The sequence below is a fragment of the Myroides sp. C15-4 genome (assembly GCF_050522745.1).
GTDB lineage: Bacteria > Bacteroidota > Bacteroidia > Flavobacteriales > Flavobacteriaceae > Flavobacterium.
This window is the reverse complement of sequence record NZ_JBMVQX010000001.1, coordinates 85346-105994: the sequence shown is the minus strand read 5'-3', so window position 1 is coordinate 105994 and position 20649 is coordinate 85346. Positions and strand designations below refer to the sequence as shown.

General features: G+C 37.0%; 13 protein-coding genes. 11 read left to right on the top strand and 2 right to left on the bottom strand.

Annotation, left to right across the window (positions count from 1 at the left end):
- Positions 1-6: 6 nt before the first annotated feature.
- Together ACPDHL_RS00540 and hemL are read left to right on the top strand one after the other, a co-directional pair.
- Positions 7-918 carry a glucosaminidase domain-containing protein gene (locus tag ACPDHL_RS00540; RefSeq protein WP_430530861.1) on the top strand — a complete coding sequence of 304 codons (912 nt, stop codon included), beginning with the start codon at positions 7-9 and terminating at the stop codon, positions 916-918.
- 6 nt (positions 919-924) lie between these two features.
- The gene (gene hemL, locus ACPDHL_RS00535; RefSeq protein ID WP_430530860.1) at positions 925-2205 is read left to right on the top strand and encodes a glutamate-1-semialdehyde 2,1-aminomutase; all 1281 of its coding nucleotides are present in this window, start codon (positions 925-927) and stop codon (positions 2203-2205) included.
- A 43-nt stretch (positions 2206-2248) separates the two neighbouring features.
- On the opposite strand, the gene ACPDHL_RS00530 is transcribed toward hemL, so the two are convergent.
- Positions 2249-2848, bottom strand: a complete 600-nt coding sequence (locus tag ACPDHL_RS00530; RefSeq protein WP_430530859.1) for a ribonuclease HII — start codon at positions 2846-2848, stop codon at positions 2249-2251.
- A 447-nt stretch (positions 2849-3295) separates the two neighbouring features.
- On the opposite strand from ACPDHL_RS00530, the gene ACPDHL_RS00525 reads away from it, so the two are divergent.
- The 9 genes from ACPDHL_RS00525 to ACPDHL_RS00485 all read left to right on the top strand — a co-directional run bounded on the left by ACPDHL_RS00525 (position 3296) and on the right by ACPDHL_RS00485 (position 19156).
- Positions 3296-6349, top strand: coding sequence for a SusC/RagA family TonB-linked outer membrane protein (locus ACPDHL_RS00525; RefSeq protein ID WP_430530858.1), 3054 nt, complete (start codon positions 3296-3298; stop codon positions 6347-6349).
- 6 nt (positions 6350-6355) lie between these two features.
- Positions 6356-7876 carry a RagB/SusD family nutrient uptake outer membrane protein gene (locus tag ACPDHL_RS00520; RefSeq protein WP_430530857.1) on the top strand — a complete coding sequence of 507 codons (1521 nt, stop codon included), beginning with the start codon at positions 6356-6358 and terminating at the stop codon, positions 7874-7876.
- Positions 7877-8507: 631 nt separating this feature from the next.
- Positions 8508-11741, top strand: a complete 3234-nt coding sequence (locus ACPDHL_RS00515; RefSeq protein WP_430530856.1) for a SusC/RagA family TonB-linked outer membrane protein — start codon at positions 8508-8510, stop codon at positions 11739-11741.
- An 18-nt stretch (positions 11742-11759) separates the two neighbouring features.
- Positions 11760-13280, top strand: a complete 1521-nt coding sequence (locus tag ACPDHL_RS00510; RefSeq protein ID WP_430530855.1) for a RagB/SusD family nutrient uptake outer membrane protein — start codon at positions 11760-11762, stop codon at positions 13278-13280.
- 102 nt (positions 13281-13382) lie between these two features.
- Positions 13383-15416, top strand: coding sequence for a putative porin (locus ACPDHL_RS00505; protein WP_430530854.1), 2034 nt, complete (start codon positions 13383-13385; stop codon positions 15414-15416).
- Between the two features lie 98 nt (positions 15417-15514).
- Positions 15515-16801 carry a DUF2851 family protein gene (locus tag ACPDHL_RS00500; RefSeq protein WP_430530853.1) on the top strand — a complete coding sequence of 429 codons (1287 nt, stop codon included), beginning with the start codon at positions 15515-15517 and terminating at the stop codon, positions 16799-16801.
- A 22-nt stretch (positions 16802-16823) separates the two neighbouring features.
- On the top strand, positions 16824-17045 hold the full coding sequence (locus tag ACPDHL_RS00495) for a PspC domain-containing protein (RefSeq protein WP_430530852.1): 222 nt from the start codon (positions 16824-16826) through the stop codon (positions 17043-17045).
- A 42-nt stretch (positions 17046-17087) separates the two neighbouring features.
- Positions 17088-18002: a ComEA family DNA-binding protein gene (locus tag ACPDHL_RS00490; protein WP_430530851.1), complete on the top strand. Its 915-nt coding sequence runs from the start codon at positions 17088-17090 to the stop codon at positions 18000-18002.
- An 11-nt stretch (positions 18003-18013) separates the two neighbouring features.
- Positions 18014-19156 (top strand): acyl-CoA dehydrogenase family protein, encoded by a 1143-nt coding sequence (locus tag ACPDHL_RS00485; protein WP_430530850.1) that lies wholly within the window; start codon positions 18014-18016, stop codon positions 19154-19156.
- A gap of 51 nt (positions 19157-19207) precedes the next feature.
- Here ACPDHL_RS00485 and ACPDHL_RS00480 read toward each other — a convergent pair whose 3' ends face one another.
- Positions 19208-20389, bottom strand: a complete 1182-nt coding sequence (locus ACPDHL_RS00480) for a dicarboxylate/amino acid:cation symporter (protein ID WP_430530849.1) — start codon at positions 20387-20389, stop codon at positions 19208-19210.
- Between the last annotated feature and the right edge of the window lie 260 nt (positions 20390-20649).

The following is a 20649-nucleotide window of genomic DNA, read 5'->3' as shown; positions in this document are numbered from 1 at the left end:
TAGTATATGAGTAAAAAAATCCTTTTAATGTTTTGCCTGCTTACACTTGTAAGTTGTGGGGTGAAGAATAATTCGAAGCTGACGGGTAAAAAGATCAAGTCGAGAGAATTAGTCTCCAAAGAGAAGTACAGAGCACAGCAACAAACTGCTGAAGAGCAACGTCGCATGCATGATGAAGCTAAAAAAGACAAAGAAAAGAAAGCAGCGGCGAAATCTAATGAAACATTAGTGGCAACTTCCCGTATTTCTGTGACCGCAGATATGATACAGGATTATATTCTACAATATAAGGACATTGCGAAAGATAATATGGGGCAATTTGGAATTCCTGCTAGTATTACATTGGCACAAGGGGTTTTAGAATCAGGATCTGGACAAGGAACACTGAGTAAAAATGCGAATAATCACTTTGGAATAAAATGTCACAAAGAATGGGATGGTCCGTCAGTTCGTCATACAGATGATGCGCCTGATGAGTGTTTTAGAAAATATGAGGCTCCAGAAGAGTCGTATCGCGATCATTCACAATTTTTAGTTTCCCGTAGTCGTTATAGCGACCTGTTTTCTTTAGATCAGGATGATTATGAAGGCTGGGCTCATGGGTTGAAAAAAGCGGGATATGCTACGGATCCCAAGTATGCGTCAAAATTGATCAGTTTGATTGAACGCTATTCGCTTGATCAGTACGACAGAGAAGTATTAGGGGATAAACCAGCGAAAGTAAAAAAAGAAATCAAGAAGGAAGTGGAAAATAAAAAAACGGAAACGCGCGTAGCTTCGTCTAAAACGCATACCGTTCAAAAAGGAGATACACTTTATTCTATATCAAAAAAATACAATACAACTGTAGCGAAGTTACAGAAAACAAATAATCTTAATGGAACCAATCTATCGATCGGTCAACGCTTAAAATTATAAAACACTATGTTATATCAAAGAAGTAGTCAGCTTTTTGCAGAAGCTGAGAAAGTTATTCCTGGAGGAGTAAACTCTCCAGTACGCGCATTTAAGTCAGTAGGAGGAACTCCTATTTTCGTCAAAGAAGCAAAGGGAGCTTATTTGTATGATGTAGACGGGAATCGCTTAGTGGATTATATCAATTCTTGGGGACCTATGTTATTGGGACATGCGTATCCACCTGTAGTGGAAGCTGTAATTGAAAAAGCAAAGAAAGGTACTTCGTTTGGGATGCCGACGGAAATAGAAACAGAAATAGCTGAATTGGCAGTGTCTATGGTACCTCATATTGATAAAATACGCTTTGTAAATTCGGGAACAGAGGCTTGTATGAGTGCTATTCGCTTGGCTCGTGGCTATACTGGACGAGAGAAAATTATTAAGTTCAAAGGATGTTACCACGGTCATTCTGATTCCTTTCTGATTCAGGCTGGAAGTGGAGCAGTTACTTTTGGATCGCCAAATAGCCCTGGAGTAACACAGGGAACTGCAAAAGATACCTTATTGGCTACTTATAATGATTTAGTTAATGTAGCGTCGATCTTTGAAGCAAATCAAGGTGAAATTGCTGCAATTATTATTGAGCCTGTAGCGGGTAATATGGGCTGTGTTCCTCCAAAAGAGGGATTCTTAGCTGGATTGCGTCAGTTGTGTGATGACCACGGAGCACTGTTGATTTTTGACGAAGTGATGACGGGATTCCGTTTGGCACGCGGTGGAGCACAAGAATTGTTTGGCGTACGTGCAGATTTAGTTACGTTTGGAAAAGTAATCGGTGGAGGATTACCTGTTGGTGCTTTTGCAGGTGCGGCTAAAGTAATGGATTATTTAGCTCCTGTAGGACCTGTTTATCAAGCGGGAACTCTGTCAGGCAATCCATTGGCAATGGCTGCTGGATTAGCAATGTTACAAGCGATCAATAGCGATTTAGCTGTATTCAAACGCTTGGAAGAAAAAACAGCCTACTTAGAGAAAGGGATGCGCCTTGTGTTGGACGCAAAACAAATAAAATATACGATCAATCGCGTTGGATCTATGATTTCTGTGTTCTTTGACGAACGCGAAGTAGTGGATTTTGAAACAGCAGGCTATGGAAATAATGAAATGTTCAAAACATTTTTTCACGGCTTGTTAAAAGAAGGGGTGTATATCGCACCATCGTCTTATGAAACCTGGTTTATTACGGATGCTCTAACCTATGAGGATTTAGACTATACCATCCAGGCTGTCGATAAAGTATTTGAATAATAGTCAATAAAAAAAATCTCTTCTTGTACAGAAGAGATTTTTTTTATAGTTCTAATTTTAATTGATCTGGTAGAAGTTTAAACGACTTGCGGTGGTATTTACAAGGTCCGTATTCCAAAATAGCTGCTCGGTGTTCTTGCGTGGGATATCCCTTATTTTTTTTCCAATTGTACATCGGAAATTCCTCGTGTATGCGATTCATATAATCATCGCGATACGTTTTCGCCAATACAGAAGCGGCAGCTAAACTCAAGTATTTGGCATCTCCTTTTACAATGCATTGATGCGGAATAGTGGGGATAGCAGTAAATTTATTTCCATCCACAAGCAAGAAATCAGGTGTTGGATTAAGTTTATATACACTTTCTTGCATGGCTTTGATAGCTGCATGTAGAATATTTAGTTCCTCAATAACGTCTTCGTGTAGATGTGTTACGCCATAGCTCAACGCTTGTTCTTCTATCAGTGTACGCAAAGTATATCGATTCTTGGCAGACAACTGTTTGGAGTCATTCAAGATCTCATTAGAAAAATCGGGAGGAAGAATAACAGCCGCTGCAGTTACAGGTCCTGCAATACAACCTCTGCCCGCTTCATCTGTTCCTGCTTCATATAGCGCTTCTGAAAAATGATGTAGTAACATAGTTAAAAATAATAGTGAACAAAGGTAAGATTCTCCAAGTGAACTTGTATCGGTATAAGGTAATATTAACTAATAAATCCATTAAAGAAATCATAACAACGTCCATTTTAACAAGAAATAAAAACACAGGCCGTTTTTGTTAGTTTTGAAGCTATCGGTTGATCCTTAGAATGTTGTGTTTTTTCTGGTGTTTAAGCGTTTTATTTTGTGTGTTAAATGTTAGGAATTGAATAAGTCTTTGTTAAGGTTTTGGGTTATAGGGGTGGTGTTTTTTATTTGTTTTTTTAGCTGATTTTTTTATTGATTTATTATTTTTTATATAATTTACTTGATTAAATTCTTGTTTGTTAGTAATTGCTTGATTTGTTTCTAGTTAATGATGAAGAAAGTGAACTGCGTTTTAGTTTAGTTTTTTATGTTTGCGCACTAACTAATTCAATTTAAGTAATGAGATCAAAGTTAAAATGGGCAATTGGACTATTTATGGTTCTAGTTGTGCAATTTTCATTCGCTCAAGAGAAGACACTAAAGGGGGTGGTTTCTGAAGAAGGATTCCCTTTGCCTGGGGCGACAGTTGTTATTAAAGGAACAACAATGGGGACACAAACTGATTTGGATGGAAATTATTCTATCAAAGTAAAAGAAGGGGATGTTGTCTCGTTTTCTTTTATTGGTTTACAAGATGTTACATATAAAGTAGGTGTAGCTAATACACATAATGTAACGATGAAAGCAGTAGAAGATATGTTAGAAGAGGTTGTTGTTTTAGCTTATGGACAAGTTAAAACAAAGAATCAGGTAACTGGAAATGCTGTGGCTATTAAGGGGGAAGCAGTTGCTGCAACACCGATGGCTTCTGCAGATCAAGCGCTACAAGGACGTGTTGCAGGTTTGCAAATGTCAGCTTCTTCAGGTTCACCAGGAGCAAAACAAAATATCCGTATCCGCGGGCGTAACTCGATGACGGCTACCAATGAACCTTTATACGTTATTGATGGTATTCCGATGTATGATGGAGATTTCTCTGGAGGTAACCAAGGAAAAGATTCACCTTCAACATCGCTGTCTTTGTTGGCAACAATTAACCCAGCAGATATTGAATCCATGACGGTGTTGAAAGATGCAGGTGCTACAGCCGTATATGGTGCACGTGGTACGAATGGTGTAATCTTGATTACAACAAAACGCGGAAAATCTGGAGCGACTAAATTCAATTTCAGTACGCGTGTTGGTTTCCAAAATAATGCCGTTCGCGGACCGCGTTTATTATCGTCAAATCAAAAAGAAGAAATCTTTTTAGACGGGTTGTACAATACCTTTGGAGATACAGAAGGATTTACACGTGAAGAGGCTGGAAATTACGCTTTAGCTAATTATTCTAAATCTGGAAATTATGGAAATTGGGTGGCTGCAGGTCGTCCAGACAATAATTGGAGTGACTATGTGAAAAATGAAGATGCTCCTTTAACAAGCATCAACTTTTCCGCAACAGGAGGTAGTGAACGACACAACTTCTATGCGTCTATTTCACATGATAAAATTGAAAGTACTGTAATTGGTTCGGATTTTAGACGTATTGGAGCTTCTTTGAGCTTTATGCAAAAAATTACGGATAAAGTTGAATTCAATACCAGTATTAAAGTGACAAATACCAAACAAAATGGTATTTCTGAAGGAGGAGCTTACTTCTCTAATCCAAACTATACACGCTTGGTTATGAATCCTTGGAACCCTTTGTACAATGCAGATGGTTCTTACTTTTTACCGAATTCAGGGTATCACAACGTAGTGTATACAACGAAACACAATCAAACCTTAAATGATGTAACGCGTGTAATTAATTCTAATTCGATTAGTTATTCCATTACAGATGACTTGAAGTTCACTTCATCTATGGCTATTGATTATACATTAGCAGATTATTCTGAAACTAGAAATGCGGTACACGGGGATGGTAAAAACTACGGAGGTACTGCAGGAAAAGCGGTTCGTAATAATTTCAACTACGTGGCTCAAAATGGATTGGATTACAAATTTTATTTAGGCGATAGCCACCAGTTCAACGCAAAAGTGTTGATGGAGTATCAAAAATCGAAGCGCCGTTTCTTGGAGGGGTCTGGACAAATTCTTTTGGATGGATTTAATTCCTTAGCTGCGGCAGCTGCAAATAAAGATGCTAACTATGAATTTTTGGATGACGCTAACTTAGGCTATGTCGGAATTATCAACTATAACTATCAAAATAGATTCTTAGTGGATGTAACAGGAAGACGTGAAGGTTCTTCTAAGTTTACGGATCGTATTGGATTATTCTATTCAGTAGGAGGAGCTTGGAATATGCACTTAGAAAATTGGATGGCGAATCAACAAACGATTTCAACTTTGCGTTTCAGAGGATCGTATGGTACAAATGGTAACTCGCAAATTAACCCGAATCAATATGTGCGTCAAGTAGATGTTGTTTCTTATGATGGTGAGGCAGCTTTAATACCTGTTCAAATTGGTGGTCCAATTGGATGGGAAAAACAACAAAAAATGGATTTTGGTTTTATGTTGGGGATGTTGGATGACCGCTTTACTTTAGGAGCTACTTATTTTGAAAGCAAAACAAGTGATTTATTGTATAAGCGAACACTGTCTAAAATGTCTGGTTTCGAGTCTCAAATGATGAATATGGGAGCGATGAATAACCGAGGTATTGAGTTAGAAGTAAATGCAGATATTGTTCGTTCAAAAGATTTCAACATTTCTGTAGGAGCAAACTTTGGTACGGTTCGCAATAGAATTACCGAAATGCCTGTTTTGGACGGTGTTGAAATCAAAGATTTTAAATCATATACGGCTGATGTTAAAGGTCACGCAGTTTCGGAATGGTATATGCCAACTTGGGCAGGTGTTGATCCGCAAACAGGACAACCGATGTGGTATGATGCAAATAATGAGAAGACATCAAACTATTCCGATGCAGAATCGAGATTCCAAGGAGCAAGTGCATTGCCTAAGTTTACAGGAGGAGCAAATCTACACATAGACTATAAAGGATTTTATTTAGATGGAATGTTCACTTTTGCCGGTGGTCATAAAGTATATGAACAATATGCATTCAAAACAGCTGGAACAACAAGTGCATTGATTTCTTCTAATGCCTCTTCAGATGTAATGGATAGATGGCAAAAACCTGGTGATATCACCAATGTGCCGATTGTTCAATATGAAGCGACGGGAGGTAATGAAGATTATACAAGTCCATCTACGCGATTTTTATACGATGGTGATTATATCCGATTGAGAAATGTAACCTTGGGATACAACTTTAATGCTGCTATCACCAAAGCATTAAATGTAGATGGATTGACACTGTCTGTTATTGGTACAAACTTGTGGACTTGGGTAAAAGATAAAGGGTTGAATTACGATCCTGAAGTAGATGCTTTAGGTTATGTAAATCTTGCAACTCCACCAGTTAAATCAATTGTATTCTCTGTTAATGTTAAGTTTTAAAACGATATGAAAAAGATACTATTTTCAATTTTAGCTCTAGGATTGGTGTCATCTGGATTAACAAGTTGTTCCGATGATCGCTTAGACGCTACTTTAGAAGGGGCTCGCGATATTGAGGCGAGACCAATCGAAACGGCAACGGATTTACGTGCAACGGTTTCAGGTGCCTACTATAGAATGGTTGAAGCACCGTATTATGGCCGTGATATCATTATATACAGTGAAGTACGTGGAGATAATGCTTATGCAGCTGCCGGTTTTTCTAACCGTTTCCAAAATGTGTCAAGCTATAGTTTAACGCCTACACATGCGTATCCATCAGATACATGGAAGAAAATTTACGAAGTAATTAGTTCAGCTAACTTAGCGATTGGCGCTACAATCAAAACGGGAAGCGAAAAGGAAATCAACCAAGCAAAAGCAGAAGCGTTGGCTATTCGCGCTTTAGCTCATTTTGACTTGTTGCGTATTTACGGTCAACAATACGTAGATGACAGTGGATTAGATGGATTGGGAATCCCCTACATCAAGCAATTTGGTGAATTAGATGCAAAGAACTACAAGCGTTTGTCTGTACGTGAAGTGCGCGATAATATCTATAAAGATTTAGATGAAGCTTTGACGTTGGTAGATAAAAATGCAGCCAATAAAAAACGTTTCACGCAACAAGCTATTTATGGTGTAAAATCTAGAGTAGCCTTGTTCTTCGGAGCTTTTCAAGAGAGTGATTATGCCATTGCTTTGACAAGTGCTCAAAAAGCGATGGAATTAGGAGGAGGGATTATTCAACAAAGTGCTTATACTTCATCATTTAGCGCAGAAGAACCTCAAAGTAATTCTGTGTTTGAATTAGCGCAGGATAATGTCAATAATCTTGGTAACAACTCCTTATATAATATCTATGCGTATAGAGGATATGGTGATGTGGTTGGATTAGAGGAAAACTTACAAGATCTATTTGAAGATCAAACGGATATTCGCTCTTCTTTAGACATGCAAGGGTATAATAATTTGGCTCAAAATGACGAAGGAAACTACAAAAAAGTAGGGCCAAATAAATTCGTTCGATTGACTGAGAAAGAATTAGATGGTACAGTTCCTGTAGATCCAGCAATTCGTTATACGTTTGAATACTACCGAAATTTTGGTAAATACACGAAGATTAGTTCAAATATTAAAGTGATGCGTTACGAAGAATTAGCGTTTAACTTTATAGAGGCGGCAGTGCGTTCAAAAACAGAAGAAGCGGCAGCGTTAAATCTACTGAATAAAATTGCAGCAGAGCGCTATGAAGATAAACCAACAGCGAAGTATGATGCACTTACGTTAGAGGTTGTATTAAACGAAAGACGCAAGGAGCTAATTTTTGAAGGATTCCGTTTTGAAGATCAAATGAGAAACAAAGAAAACTTAGCAGGTACTCCTCAATCAAAAGCAGGAATGCTATACGGAGCAGCTAAATTAGCGTTTCCTATTCCTCGTAATGAGATCAATGCAAGTAAAATTGATCAAAATAAAGGATATTAAGCTAGGGTATAGCTAAAAGAATATAAAAAGAACACAGGTTCTTTTGAAGTAAAACCCCGTCAATTCGACGGGGTTTTTTATTGACTTCTAGCTTTCTAGTGTAAATAGCGGAAATTCACCGCGTTACTATTCTACTAGATGAGTAAGTGGGAAATGTGTTTTACTGAGTTTAATGTGTTGTTTATTAGTTGTTTACTGTGTTTGTTTGGCTGTTTTTAACTAGGTAAATACATTTGAGAATTATATTTTTTTAACAATTGTTTCGCTTGTGTAGTAAATTAGCAGGCTAGGTTGTTTTTTTGTGTTTTAAAAGGGGCTTTTATTTATTTTAAATAAAGGTTTTGGTATATATTATGATGGAAAGTGTAAGGGGAAATAGTTAATTAAAAATAGTCTCTTATGCTAAAAATATATTAAATAATTGATTAGTCTAATATTTAGAGTCTTACATATCCTATTTGTTTTATTGGAATAGACTTGAGGTAATCCTTTTAAATTAGCAATAAAACTACTGATTTTTTATATATTATCTTTTTGTGGTTGGTTTTTTATCTCGATTTAGTGAAAATGGTTTAGGAGGTGTGGGAAAAAATGTTTAGATTTGTTTAACTAACTAATCAATTTTTTAAGAATGAGATCGAAGATTAAGTGGATTTATGCGTGCATAATGATCCTACTTGTACAAGTGGGGTTTGCACAGGAAAAAACACTTTCTGGGGTGGTAATGGAAGACGGTATGCCACTACCAGGAGTAACGGTTGTGATTCAAGGGACTCAATTGGGTACACAAACCGATTTAGATGGAAAGTATTCCATGAAAGCTAAACCAGGACAAGTGCTTGTGTTTTCTTTTATCGGAATGCAAGACGTTAAGTATACTGTAGGGAATGCAGCGATACACAATGTAACGATGTCTGGCGAGGACAATGTACTTGACGAAGTTATCGTTGTAGGATACGGTACAGCTAAAAAAGAATCGTTTACAGGTTCGGCTACTCAAATTGATAGCAAAAGAATCGAAAACAAAAACGTATCCAATGCGGTTGCTGCCTTGTCAGGTGAGGCTGCTGGGGTTCGCGTAATTACAACAAGTGGTCAGCCAGGTTCTGAACCAACAGTTCGTATTCGTGGATTTGGTTCAGTAAACGGAAATAGAAATCCATTGTATATTGTGGATGGCGTTCCTTTTATGGGAAGTATCAGTTCGATTAATCCTTCTGATATTGGATCAATGACAGTATTGAAAGATGCAACTGCAACTGCAATCTACGGTTCTCGTGGAGCGAATGGAGTTGTAATCATTAATACAAAAACAGGTAAAGGATCTGATTCTTTTATCGAAGTTGAAACTAAAACAGGAGTGAACTGGAGAGCATTGCCTCGTTATAATGTAATCAAATCTCCAGAGCGTTATGCTGAGCTTTCGTATGAATCTATGAAAGGATTCGGAAGATATCATCCAAGTTTACAGTATGATGAACAAGGTGCTATTGATTGGGCTAATGAAACTTTATTTGATGCAGATTATGGAATTCACCCACGTTACAATATGTGGAATGTTGCTAATGGCGGAGAGTTAATCGACCCTGCTACAGGAAGAGTACGTCCAGGAGTAACAAGAAAGTACAATCCAGAAAACTGGGAAGATCACGCATTTAAAGCGTCTATTCGTACAGAAGCAAACTTGACAATGGGAGGATCTACTGAGAAAACATCGTATTTCTCCTCTTTAGGTTACTTGAAAGACGAAGGTTATTCAGTTAATTCAGATTATGAGCGTTTAACAGGACGTTTAAATTTACAACATAAACCAAAAGAATGGTTGGATGCGAAGATGAATTTGGGATATACGCATGCGGAAACAAATAGCCCAGGACAAACAACGGATTCAGGAAGTATTTTCTGGTTTACAGATAATATTCCTTCCATCTATCCTTTATTTACAAGAGATGCTAATGGAAATAAAATTCCAGATATCTATGGTGGAAATCAGTATGATTATGGTTCAGGACGTGGATTTGGTGCGTTAACAAATGCTATTGGTGATGCAAATTACGGAAAAGACAAGAGCACAAAAGATGAAGTTACTGCAAATGCTTCATTTACAGTTGATCTTTACGATGGATTGACATTTGAAACGAATATTGGAGGACAGTTCTACAGTAATACAAGAGATGTATTAAACAGTGTTTTCTACGGTTCAGCTGCATCTATGGGTGGTTCGATTTACAAAGTAAAATCGGAATTGTTTACCTACAACTGGACAAAAATGTTGCGTTATAAAAACGTATTTGGTGATCACGGATTAGAAGTGTTAGCTGCTCATGAAAATAGCTCATACGAGTTTAGAATGAATGAAATGAGTAAAAATGCGTTAGCTGATCCAAGTTCTACACAATTGAATAATGCTGCTATTAGTAGCCCAAGTGGAGGATGGTTAGATCAATATAATCTTGAAAGTTATTTCGCGAAAATTGATTATGATTATCAAGGGAAATACTTCCTAGGTGGTATCATTCGTCGTGATGGATCTTCTAAATTCAAAAATGACAAATGGGGAACATTTGGATCTGTTGGAGCTGCTTGGGTAGTAACAAGAGAAGAGTTTATGATGAACCAAAATGTTTTCAGTAATTTGAAATTGAAAGCGAGTTATGGTTTAACAGGAGATCAAACATCATATACAGTGATTAACGGTAGAAACGTTGAAGCCTACCACCCTGGAGATAACTTATGGCAAGTTTGGAACTACGATGGAGGTTTAGCTATTTACGAAGATAAAGTGGGTAATCCGGATTTAACTTGGGAGAAATCGAAAATGTTCCAAGTTGGACTTGAGTTTAGTTTAGGAAAATACATCGATGCGAATGTAGATTATTACTTAAAGAAAACAGATGACTTGATCTTTAACCGTAAGATAGGACCTTCTGTAGGTTACGAGGGAATTACTGTTAATGACGGGCGTTTAACTAACCAAGGTATTGAGTTCAATGTAGTAGGGCATTTATTGAAAACCAAAGATGCTTTTATCGATTTGTCAATCAATGGTGAACATTTGAAAAATAAATTGAACAATATGCCAATTGATCCAATGACAGGTAGAGAAAAACCTGTGGATATTAGTGGTGTAATGGGACGTGCTGCTGGACATTCTATCGGAGATTTCTACTTGAGAGAATGGGCTGGAGTTGATGCTCAAACTGGTCAGGCACAATGGTATTTGTATACTTATAAAGATGCAAATGGCGACAGACAAAAGATCGCATCAATGACTGATTTCATGGCCAAAAACCCTGAGTTAGCTGGAACGATTGAAAAAGAAACAACAACGAGCTATGGTGAGGCAACTCAAAAGTTTGTTGGAAAATCAGCTATTCCTAAATTAAGAGGAGGAATCAACTTAAATGCAGGATACAAAGGATGGGAATTAAGCGTTCAAGCTTTGTATAGTATTGGAGGTTATGCTTATGATGATACTTATGCAGGATTGATGGATAATAGATCGATTGGTGGAAATAACTGGCACAAAGACATTGAAAATCGTTGGCAAAAACCAGGAGACATCACTGATGTTCCTCGTTTATCAAGTGGAGTGGATCCAAACTATGCATCGCCTTCAACACGTTATTTGACGAAAGCTGATTATTTGAGTATTAACAATATTCGCTTGGGGTATACGCTTCCTAAGAATATAGTTAAAAATATGGGCTTAGCTGATTTGAGCTTCTATGTTTCAGGTGATAATTTATTCTTGTTTACAAAACGCGATGGATTTAACCCAGCTACTAACGAGTTCGGTACTTCTGACACATATAGATACTCGCCTTTAACTACTATTACAGGTGGTGTAAGAGTTAAGTTTTAATCCAAAAGAAAAAGATAAATGAAAAAAATATTGATGGTTGCTCTTGGAGCAGGATTGCTTTTGGGGGCATGTTCTAAAGATTATTTAGACATTAGTTCAACAAGATATATATCAAAAAGTGATATTGATGAAATTTCAAAAACATCACCACACTTAAAAGATGGAACGTTAAACGGTCTATATGCCTATAATATGTTAGCCTTTGGTGGTGGAACAGAAGGGCATGATGACTTTGGTCAAAAAGGGTATGATATCTATACGGATATGTTAAGTGGAGATATGAACTTGAATAGTGCAATCTACGGTTGGTATAGAGGTATAGCTGATTTTGCAGATATGAACAACTATGCTGCAAATCCAAACTTCAAACCTTGGCGTTTTTACTATTTCATGATTCGCGGTACAAATCAAATTATTACTGATCTAGCGGGTGTAGATGGAAAGGAAACTCCTAAAACGGATAAGGATAAAGCGGTTGTAGCGGAAGCAAAAGCACTTCGTGCCTATATGTATTACAATTTAGTTAATATGTATACCTTAGGTTATGATGCCAATGAAAAGGTTTTACCAATTTATACAGCACCTATTTCTTATAACACTCCTGCAAAACACACGCAAGAAGTGTATGCTTTGATGATTGATGATTTAACAGAATCATTAGCATTGTATGAAGCTGCAGGTCGCAATGTTACAGGTCAAAGAAAAACGATTGATTACAATGTAGCACAAGCAATCTTGGCTTATGTTTATGCAAGTAAAGGAACTCCAGATGCTTTAACTGAGGCAGCGCGACTATCAGCTGATGTTATGACAAAATATCCTTTGGCTTCAAAAGATGTATTATTAAAAGGTTTTAATAAAGTTAATGATAATCAAAACTGGATGTGGTCTGGGGTAATTGATCTTCAAACGAATTTAGACTTAGTTTCATGGTGGGGTCAAGTGGATATCTTTACCTATAGCTATGCTGCAGTAGGAGATTCTAAAGGAATTAATAAAGATTTATATGATGCAATTCCAGCTAACGATGTTCGTAAAGCTCAATTTAAAGAAGGTCCTAAATTTGATGATATCAATGGAGATGAAATGGATTTTGGTAAACGTGCGATTCTTCCTGTTGGAAAGTTCTTTGCTTCGGATGGAAAAATCTTAATGGGTGCTCGTATCATTCAATCTGATTACGTTTATATGCGTGTTGAAGAAATGTATTTATTAAACGCAGAAGTTAACGCGAGACTGAGTAATGAGAGTGTAGCTCAAACAACATTGAAAAAACTCATGGAAATTCGTTTGGATGATGTCGCTTATATCGATGGATTAAGTGGATCAGCATTATTGGATGAAATCCTTTTACAAACGCGAATAGAGCTATGGGGAGAAGGAAAAACTTACGCAGCTATTAAGCGTAATAAAAAAGAGTTTAAATATGGATCGAATCACTTGTATTACTCAGGTACTGTGTTCCCATATGACGATGCTAGAATTACTTTTAAAGTACCTCAAGCAGAAATCTTAAATAACCCAGTTTATAACAACTAAATATAGAAAGCCATCTTCGGATGGCTTTTTTTATTGCCTTAAATTGACTCGGTATCACCATTATAATAAAAATAAAATTAACTTTGCTTAAATTTATTTTTTATGCGAAAGTGTCTTTACTTGGTATTTTGTTTGCTGGGCTTTTGTGTGGTTGCACATGCTCAGTTACAACCAGCAAGATTAGATCGAGGTAATACAACAAATTTTGGCGATCCAAACGACCCCTATAATATCAATTATGGTGATCCCAATGGTCAACGCCCAGAAGAAGGGAATAAAGAAAAAAGAAGTTTAAGAGACAAGGTAAAGAAAGATTCAATTGCCCCAATCAAAGACTATAAAATTATCACGATTCTTCGTGATACAGTTGCTGTGGATACTGCCTTGGCACTCAAGAGTTACTACAAGTTTAATTATTTGAGAAAAGACAATTTTGGACTTTTGCCTTTTGCCAATGAAGGGCAAACTTATGCAACCTTAAAGTACAATATAAAGTCCAATGCTGTTTTACCTGATTTTGGTTTTGAAGCTAAACAGTTTAATTACCTCAAGGCAGAAGATATTACCTATCATTCAAGTCCAACGCCTCGTACCGAACTATACTATAAAACAGTAATGAAACAAGGGCAGAGTTTGGATGCTTTTATTACCCTTAATACAAGTGAGCACCTTAATCTATTCCTAGCTTATAAAGGAATGCGTTCCTTGGGGAAATACATGAGTCAGCTGTCTTCTACAGGAAACTTCCGAATGGGAGGAAGTTATTATTCACCCAATAAGCGTTATGTGCTATTCACCCACTTCGTTGCTCAAGATATCTTGAATCAAGAGAATGGAGGGATTGTCGATTTAGATTTATTTGAGTCTAGCGAGAAACCCTATAATAAACGCGAACGTCTCAATGTGTATTTCCGAGATGGCGAAACACTTTTAAAAGGGAAACGCTTGTTTTTACACCACGAATATCAGTTGAATAGTTCACTAGCCAATGGCATTTTACTAACACATGAATTTACTTATGAGGATAAGTTTTTTGAATATACCCAAAAAGACTTGAACAACAGTTATACGGACAAAGATCGTTTTGGAGCCTCTTTTCAAACGTCTATATCCAATAAGACAAGATACTATACGTTGTCAAATAAAGTAGGTGCTGCTTTTCAATCGGGATTACTCGGGAGAATCGAAGTGTATGCAGACTTTTATAAGTACAATTATAACTACAAAAGTTTTGCCAACATAAACAGTACACTGATCCCAAATGTACTTGAGAAAAACATTACGTTGATTGGTGGAAAATACACCTACAAAAAAGAGAATTGGAATGCCTTCCTTTTGGTGTATAATTCGTTAGGAAATGACAATACAAGTAATATACAAGCCAATATTGATTATTCCTTAGCAGACAACATCGGTTTGCAAGCAGGCTATCAGAAATTAAGCCGTATGGGTAATTTAAACTATTACTTATACCAAAGTGATTACTTGCATTACAATTGGAATAATAATTTTAATAACGAAAAGATTAATCAATTCGATGCGAAGTTAACAACCCCTTGGGTCACCTTGGAAGGATCGTATCAGGTGATCAAGGATAAGTTGTACTTCTCTAATGATAATCCGGAATACAATGAATTTGGTATTGCGAAACAATTGTTGATTACACCAAAGCAATATGGTAATACCATTAATTATCTATCCCTACAAGCTTCAAAAGACATCACCTTTGGAAGGTTTGGGTTAGATAATACGATTTTGTACCAAGAAGTGGACCAAGCAGATGCCATTATCAACGTGCCAAAATTATTGACGCGCAATACGTTTTATTACAAAGGAGCGATGTTTAAAAAAGCGTTGAAATTCCAAACAGGTATTACATTTACGTACTTCAGTAAGTTTTATGGTAATGATTACAATCCTGTTATTGGAGACTTTTATGTACAAGACAAAGTGAAAATAGGCGATTATCCCGTTTTTGACTTTTTTATCGATATGAAAGTGCGTACGGCTCGTATCTACTTTATTCTTGAACACTTTAATAGTAGTATGTCGGGATACAAATACTATACGGCACCTAATTACCCTTATAAGGATTTTACCTTTAGATTTGGGTTGGTTTGGAACTTCTTTAGTTAAGATATACTAGGTTAGCATTGCGCTAACCTTTTTTTGTGCATTGCGATTTTTTTGGTCAGATTTTTGTTCTGTTGACAAACAGTACTAAAACCAAGATGATGAAAGAAGCCTTTGTACAGTATGTATGGTATAAGCAATTGTTTACAACGTTGTCCTTGTATACAGCGCAACATCATACCCTTGTTGTTTTGCATCCAGGACAATGGTCTACTTTAGCAGGACCAGACTTTTTTAATGCTAAGGTTGTTATTGATGGATTGCTTTGGGTAGGAAATGTAGAGGTGCACCTACAATCTTCTGATTGGTATCGACACCACCACGAAAAAGATTCGCGCTATGACAATGTGATCTTACATGTCGTTTGGGACTATGATATCCCCGTATTCAATTCAAAAGGAGGCGAAATACCAACATTGGTCGTGGCACACTATGTGCAAAAAGAAGCCATTCAACAGAGCGAAAAACTATTTGCACCCAAGTCAACCATTAATTGTCAAACCCTCTTAAAAGATACGCTTTCTCCTATTGAATGGTATAAATGGAAAGAAGTGCTCTACATGGAGCGACTAGAAAATAAAGGGAAACAAATTAAACAGCTTTTAGATGAAACAACTTACAATTGGAATCAGGTTTTGTTTTGTTTAGTTGCCAAGAGTTTCGGAATGAATATCAATGGAGATGCTTTTTTTGAAATGGCAAAAGCGCTACCCATACCAATTTTACTGAAGGAAGGAACCGAATTGATGAATATCGAGGCTTTGTTTTTTGGCATGGCGGGCTTTCTTCAGAATGAAGAAGAAATACTAGATCGTTACTATTGGAACCTTGTTGACCGATGGAATTTTTATCAGCACAAATACCAACTCCATCCGAAGAGTAGTACTTCCATGCACTTCTTTAAACTTCGTCCACCTAATTTTCCAACGATTCGGCTAGCTCAACTCGCCTGGTGGTTCTTCAATCAACAGTATGAGTTTACTCAATTGCTGTATACCAAAGAACGGTCGAATTTACTGCTTTTACTACAAGCTGAAGTCAGTCCGTATTGGGAAACCCATTATACCTTTTACAAAGAAAGTAAACCAAGAAAAAAAGTACTTTCCCCTGTCTTTCAAGAGCTCCTTCTTGTCAATACCATTATTCCCATGCAATACGTATGGGCGTGTTCTAAAGATTTGGAAGAGGAAGTGGAGCGCATTACGGCGTTGAGTGTAGAACTAAAAGCGGAGACTAATGGGGTAGTTAGCCTATTCGAACAAGAAGGTGTGACAGTAGAGAATGCTTTCGATAGCCAAGCACTTATTCAGTTGAAAAAGACCTATTGTAATACAAATAAATGTTTGTCTTGTGCGGTTGGTCGTTCCATTTTAAATAAAAAGAACTAAATTTGTACTATAAAAAGAAAAGATGATAAACAATTTGCGCTATTTTTTGGAGAAACACGGTTTTAAAGTTTCTACCCGTTTGGGAGATCGCTTAGGTATTCGTGTATCGAATATTCGCTTGTTCTTTATCTACCTCTCCTTTTTTACTTTAGGATTAGCTTTTGCACTGTATTTGACTTTAGCCTTTTTTGTGCGCTTAAAGGATTTAGTGTATACCAAACGAAGTTCTGTTTTTGATCTGTAGTTGACCTAAAGTTTAGTCGTAGTACACAAGCATAACCTGTGTATGAAATCAAACCCCTATTTTTATCATTGGTATTACTATACCCAAGCACAAAAACGAGGATTTATTTTCGTTATATTTGGTGTCGTACTGATCCAGATAACCTTGTGTTTTGTAGTTTACTATCAACTACAAGCACAAGCCCCTGATGTGATTCCAACAAAGATTCAAGTCGCGCTCCAAGCACAATTGGATAGCCTGAGGAATGTGGACTCAAAAAAGAAGGATACCATTTATCCTTTCAATCCCAACTATATGAGCGATTATAAAGGGTATTTCTTGGAGTTGTCCACGGCAGAAATCGATCGACTGTTGGCGTTTCGAGCTAGTAAGCAAATGATCAATTCGACACAAGATTTCCAAAAGGTAACGGGCGTTTCGAATGAATGGATGCAAAAATACAGCCCGTATTTTGTATTTGATACGCGATCGAGAGCACAAGCCACCACACAACATACCCAAGGAACAACGGATAGGGCCGTTAAAAAGCACCTAGTGGACAAACAGCTTCTTCCCCTACAAGATATTAATCAGGCTACCGCAGAAAGTTTACAGTTGATTCACGGAATAGGTCCCGCGTTATCGAAACGGATTATTGAGGATCGAAACAAATGGGGCGGTTATGTTCATTTGGATCAACTGAAATTTGTATATGGCTTGTCTGAAGAAGTGATAGAAGCGCTTTTTCAACAGTTTGCCGTTCTTAGTACACCTACAATTGACCCTTTAGATCTCAATGAAGCTGGAGTAAATGAATTGAAAAATATCCCGTATTTGAACTATTATCTCGCAAGAGAGATTGTTAAATATAGAAGTTTGAATGGGGATTTTGTTAATAAAAGACAATTAAGAGAAATTGAAAAAATTCCACTTGACAGGATTCATATAATTAGTTTATATTTGAAAATTAGGAATTAAATTAAACAACCATGAATTTTGAATACAATGAAACTCAAGCAATGATTGCTGAGTCTATTAGAGATTTTGCAGAACAAAATATACGTCCATACATTATGGAGTGGGATGAAGCACAGATTTTTCCAGTTGATTTATTTAAGAAATTAGGAGAAATGGGGTATATGGGTGTACTGGTTCCAGAAGAATACGGAGGATCAGGATTAAACTATCATGAATACATTACGATTGTAGAAGAAATATCAAAAGTAGATTCATCGATTGGTTTATCTGTAGCAGCTCATAATTCATTATGTACAAATCATATTTTGACATTCGGAAATGAAGAACAAAAGAAAAAATGGTTGCCAAAATTAGCCACTGCGGAGTGGATTGGTGCTTGGGGATTAACAGAGCACAATACAGGATCTGATGCAGGTGGGATGAATACAACAGCTGTAAAAGACGGAGATCACTGGGTGTTGAACGGAGCCAAAAACTTTATCACACACGCTATTTCTGGAAACGTTGCCGTTGTAATTGCACGTACAGGTGAAAAAGGTGATTCTCGTGGAATGACTGCTTTCGTGATCGAAAAAGGAACACCAGGGTTTTCAAGTGGAAGAAAAGAAAATAAATTGGGAATGCGCGCTTCTGAAACTGCAGAATTGATTTTTGATAACTGCCGTGTATCAGATGCAAACCGTTTAGGCGAAGTAGGCGAAGGGTTTATCCAAGCGATGAAAGTTTTAGATGGTGGTCGTATTTCAATTGGAGCTTTGTCTTTGGGAATTGCAAAAGGAGCGTACGAAGCAGCCTTGAAATATTCAAAAGAAAGAGTACAGTTTGGAAAGCCAATTAGCGAGTTCCAAGCGATTGGATTTAAGTTAGCTGATATGGCAACTGAAATTGAAGCTTCTGAATTGTTATTACACAAAGCAGCGTTTTTGAAAAACAACAACAAACCAATGACTAAATTAGGAGCAATGGCAAAAATGTACGCTTCTGAAGTATGTGTGAAGGTTTCTACAGATGCAATCCAAATCCATGGAGGTTACGGATATACCAAAGATTTTCCAGTAGAAAAATTCTTCCGTGACTCTAAATTATGTACAATTGGAGAAGGAACAACAGAGATTCAAAAATTAGTAATCTCTCGTCAAATTTTAAAAGACTAAGTAAGTTTATAACTACCATAAAAAAAAGCCAACCGTACGGTTGGCTTTTTTTTATGTAATCTCAGTTGTGGTATTTTCTTTTTGTTCACTGAATTTGGTAACCATCATACTCAAAGCGCCATCTCCAGCTATGTTACAGGCTGTACCAAAGCTGTCTTGCAAAGCAAAAATCGTTAATGTCAAGGCAATTCCCGCATCATCGAAGCCCAAGACCGAGGTGATAATTCCCAAGGATGCCATAACGGTACCTCCTGGTACTCCGGGTGCTCCAATAGCAAAAATGCCCAGTAATAGAATGAAGACAACAAGCGTTCCTACCTCGGGAATAGATCCATATAATACACGGGAAACCGTCATAACAAAAAATACTTCGGTCAACACAGAACCACAGAGGTGAATATTCGAAAAGAAAGGAATTGTAAAATTGGTGATTTCGGGTTTTAATACTTTACTCTTATGTGCTGATTGAAGAGCGACTCCCAAAGTTGCTGCGGAAGACATGGTACCAACGGCTGTTAGATATGCTGGGCCATAGTGTTTGAGAACCTCCCACGGATTTTTTTTGGAGTAAATACCTGCTAGAGTAAATAAAATCGCCAACCAAACAAAATGAGCGACAAGGACAATCAAAATAACCTGAAGAAAAACAGGAAGTTGAGATTGGATGGATCCTTCATAACTCAAGATGGCAAAATTACTCATAATGTAAAAAGGCAAAATGGGAATCAGAATGCGATTGACCAGCAGTAAAACAATGTCTTTGAATTGGTCAAAGACGTTTTCTAAGGGTTTAGATTGAATCCACAAAATACCTATGCCAATCATCAAAGCAAGTGTTAGTGCGGTCATAACTCCAAATACAGGAGGGATATCTAACTTAAATAGCATCTCAGGAAGTTCTTTGAGTTCCGAGGTTGTGTCGGCAATATTCAGTCTTGGGATAAGTTCAAATCCCAATGATGCACTAAAGAAACCAGCACCTATACTCGATAGATAGGCTATGATCACAGAAAAACTAATGATTCGAAGAGAATCTCGTTGTAGTTTAGTGATGGAGGATACCACAAAGCCTAAAATAATTAAAGGGACTAGAAAGAGAATGAGCTGACCTAAAATATGCCTTGTTGATAAAATAATTTGCAAGAGCGCATCATTTAAATAACGCCCAATGAGTAGCCCGACTACTACACCCAGTAATAAGCGGAACATTGTATTGTTTCGTATTTTTTGCATGGTTGCTTTTTGAATTGAATGTAAAAGTAAAAACCAAAGGGTGTTTTTAGGGAAGAAAATAGAAAATATACCATATAGATGGTAGCAGTAATCAAGAGGGATAGTACATCTTCTTACGCTAATCAAATAATAGTTTGTGAGTGTTTTAAAAATCAAAAAAGAGTTTCCTTTAGCAAGGAAATTTTGAATTTAAAGCAGATACATCCAAGGAGATTTTATCCTTTTACACCTCTATATTTACCGTTCGCACAGCTAAATTA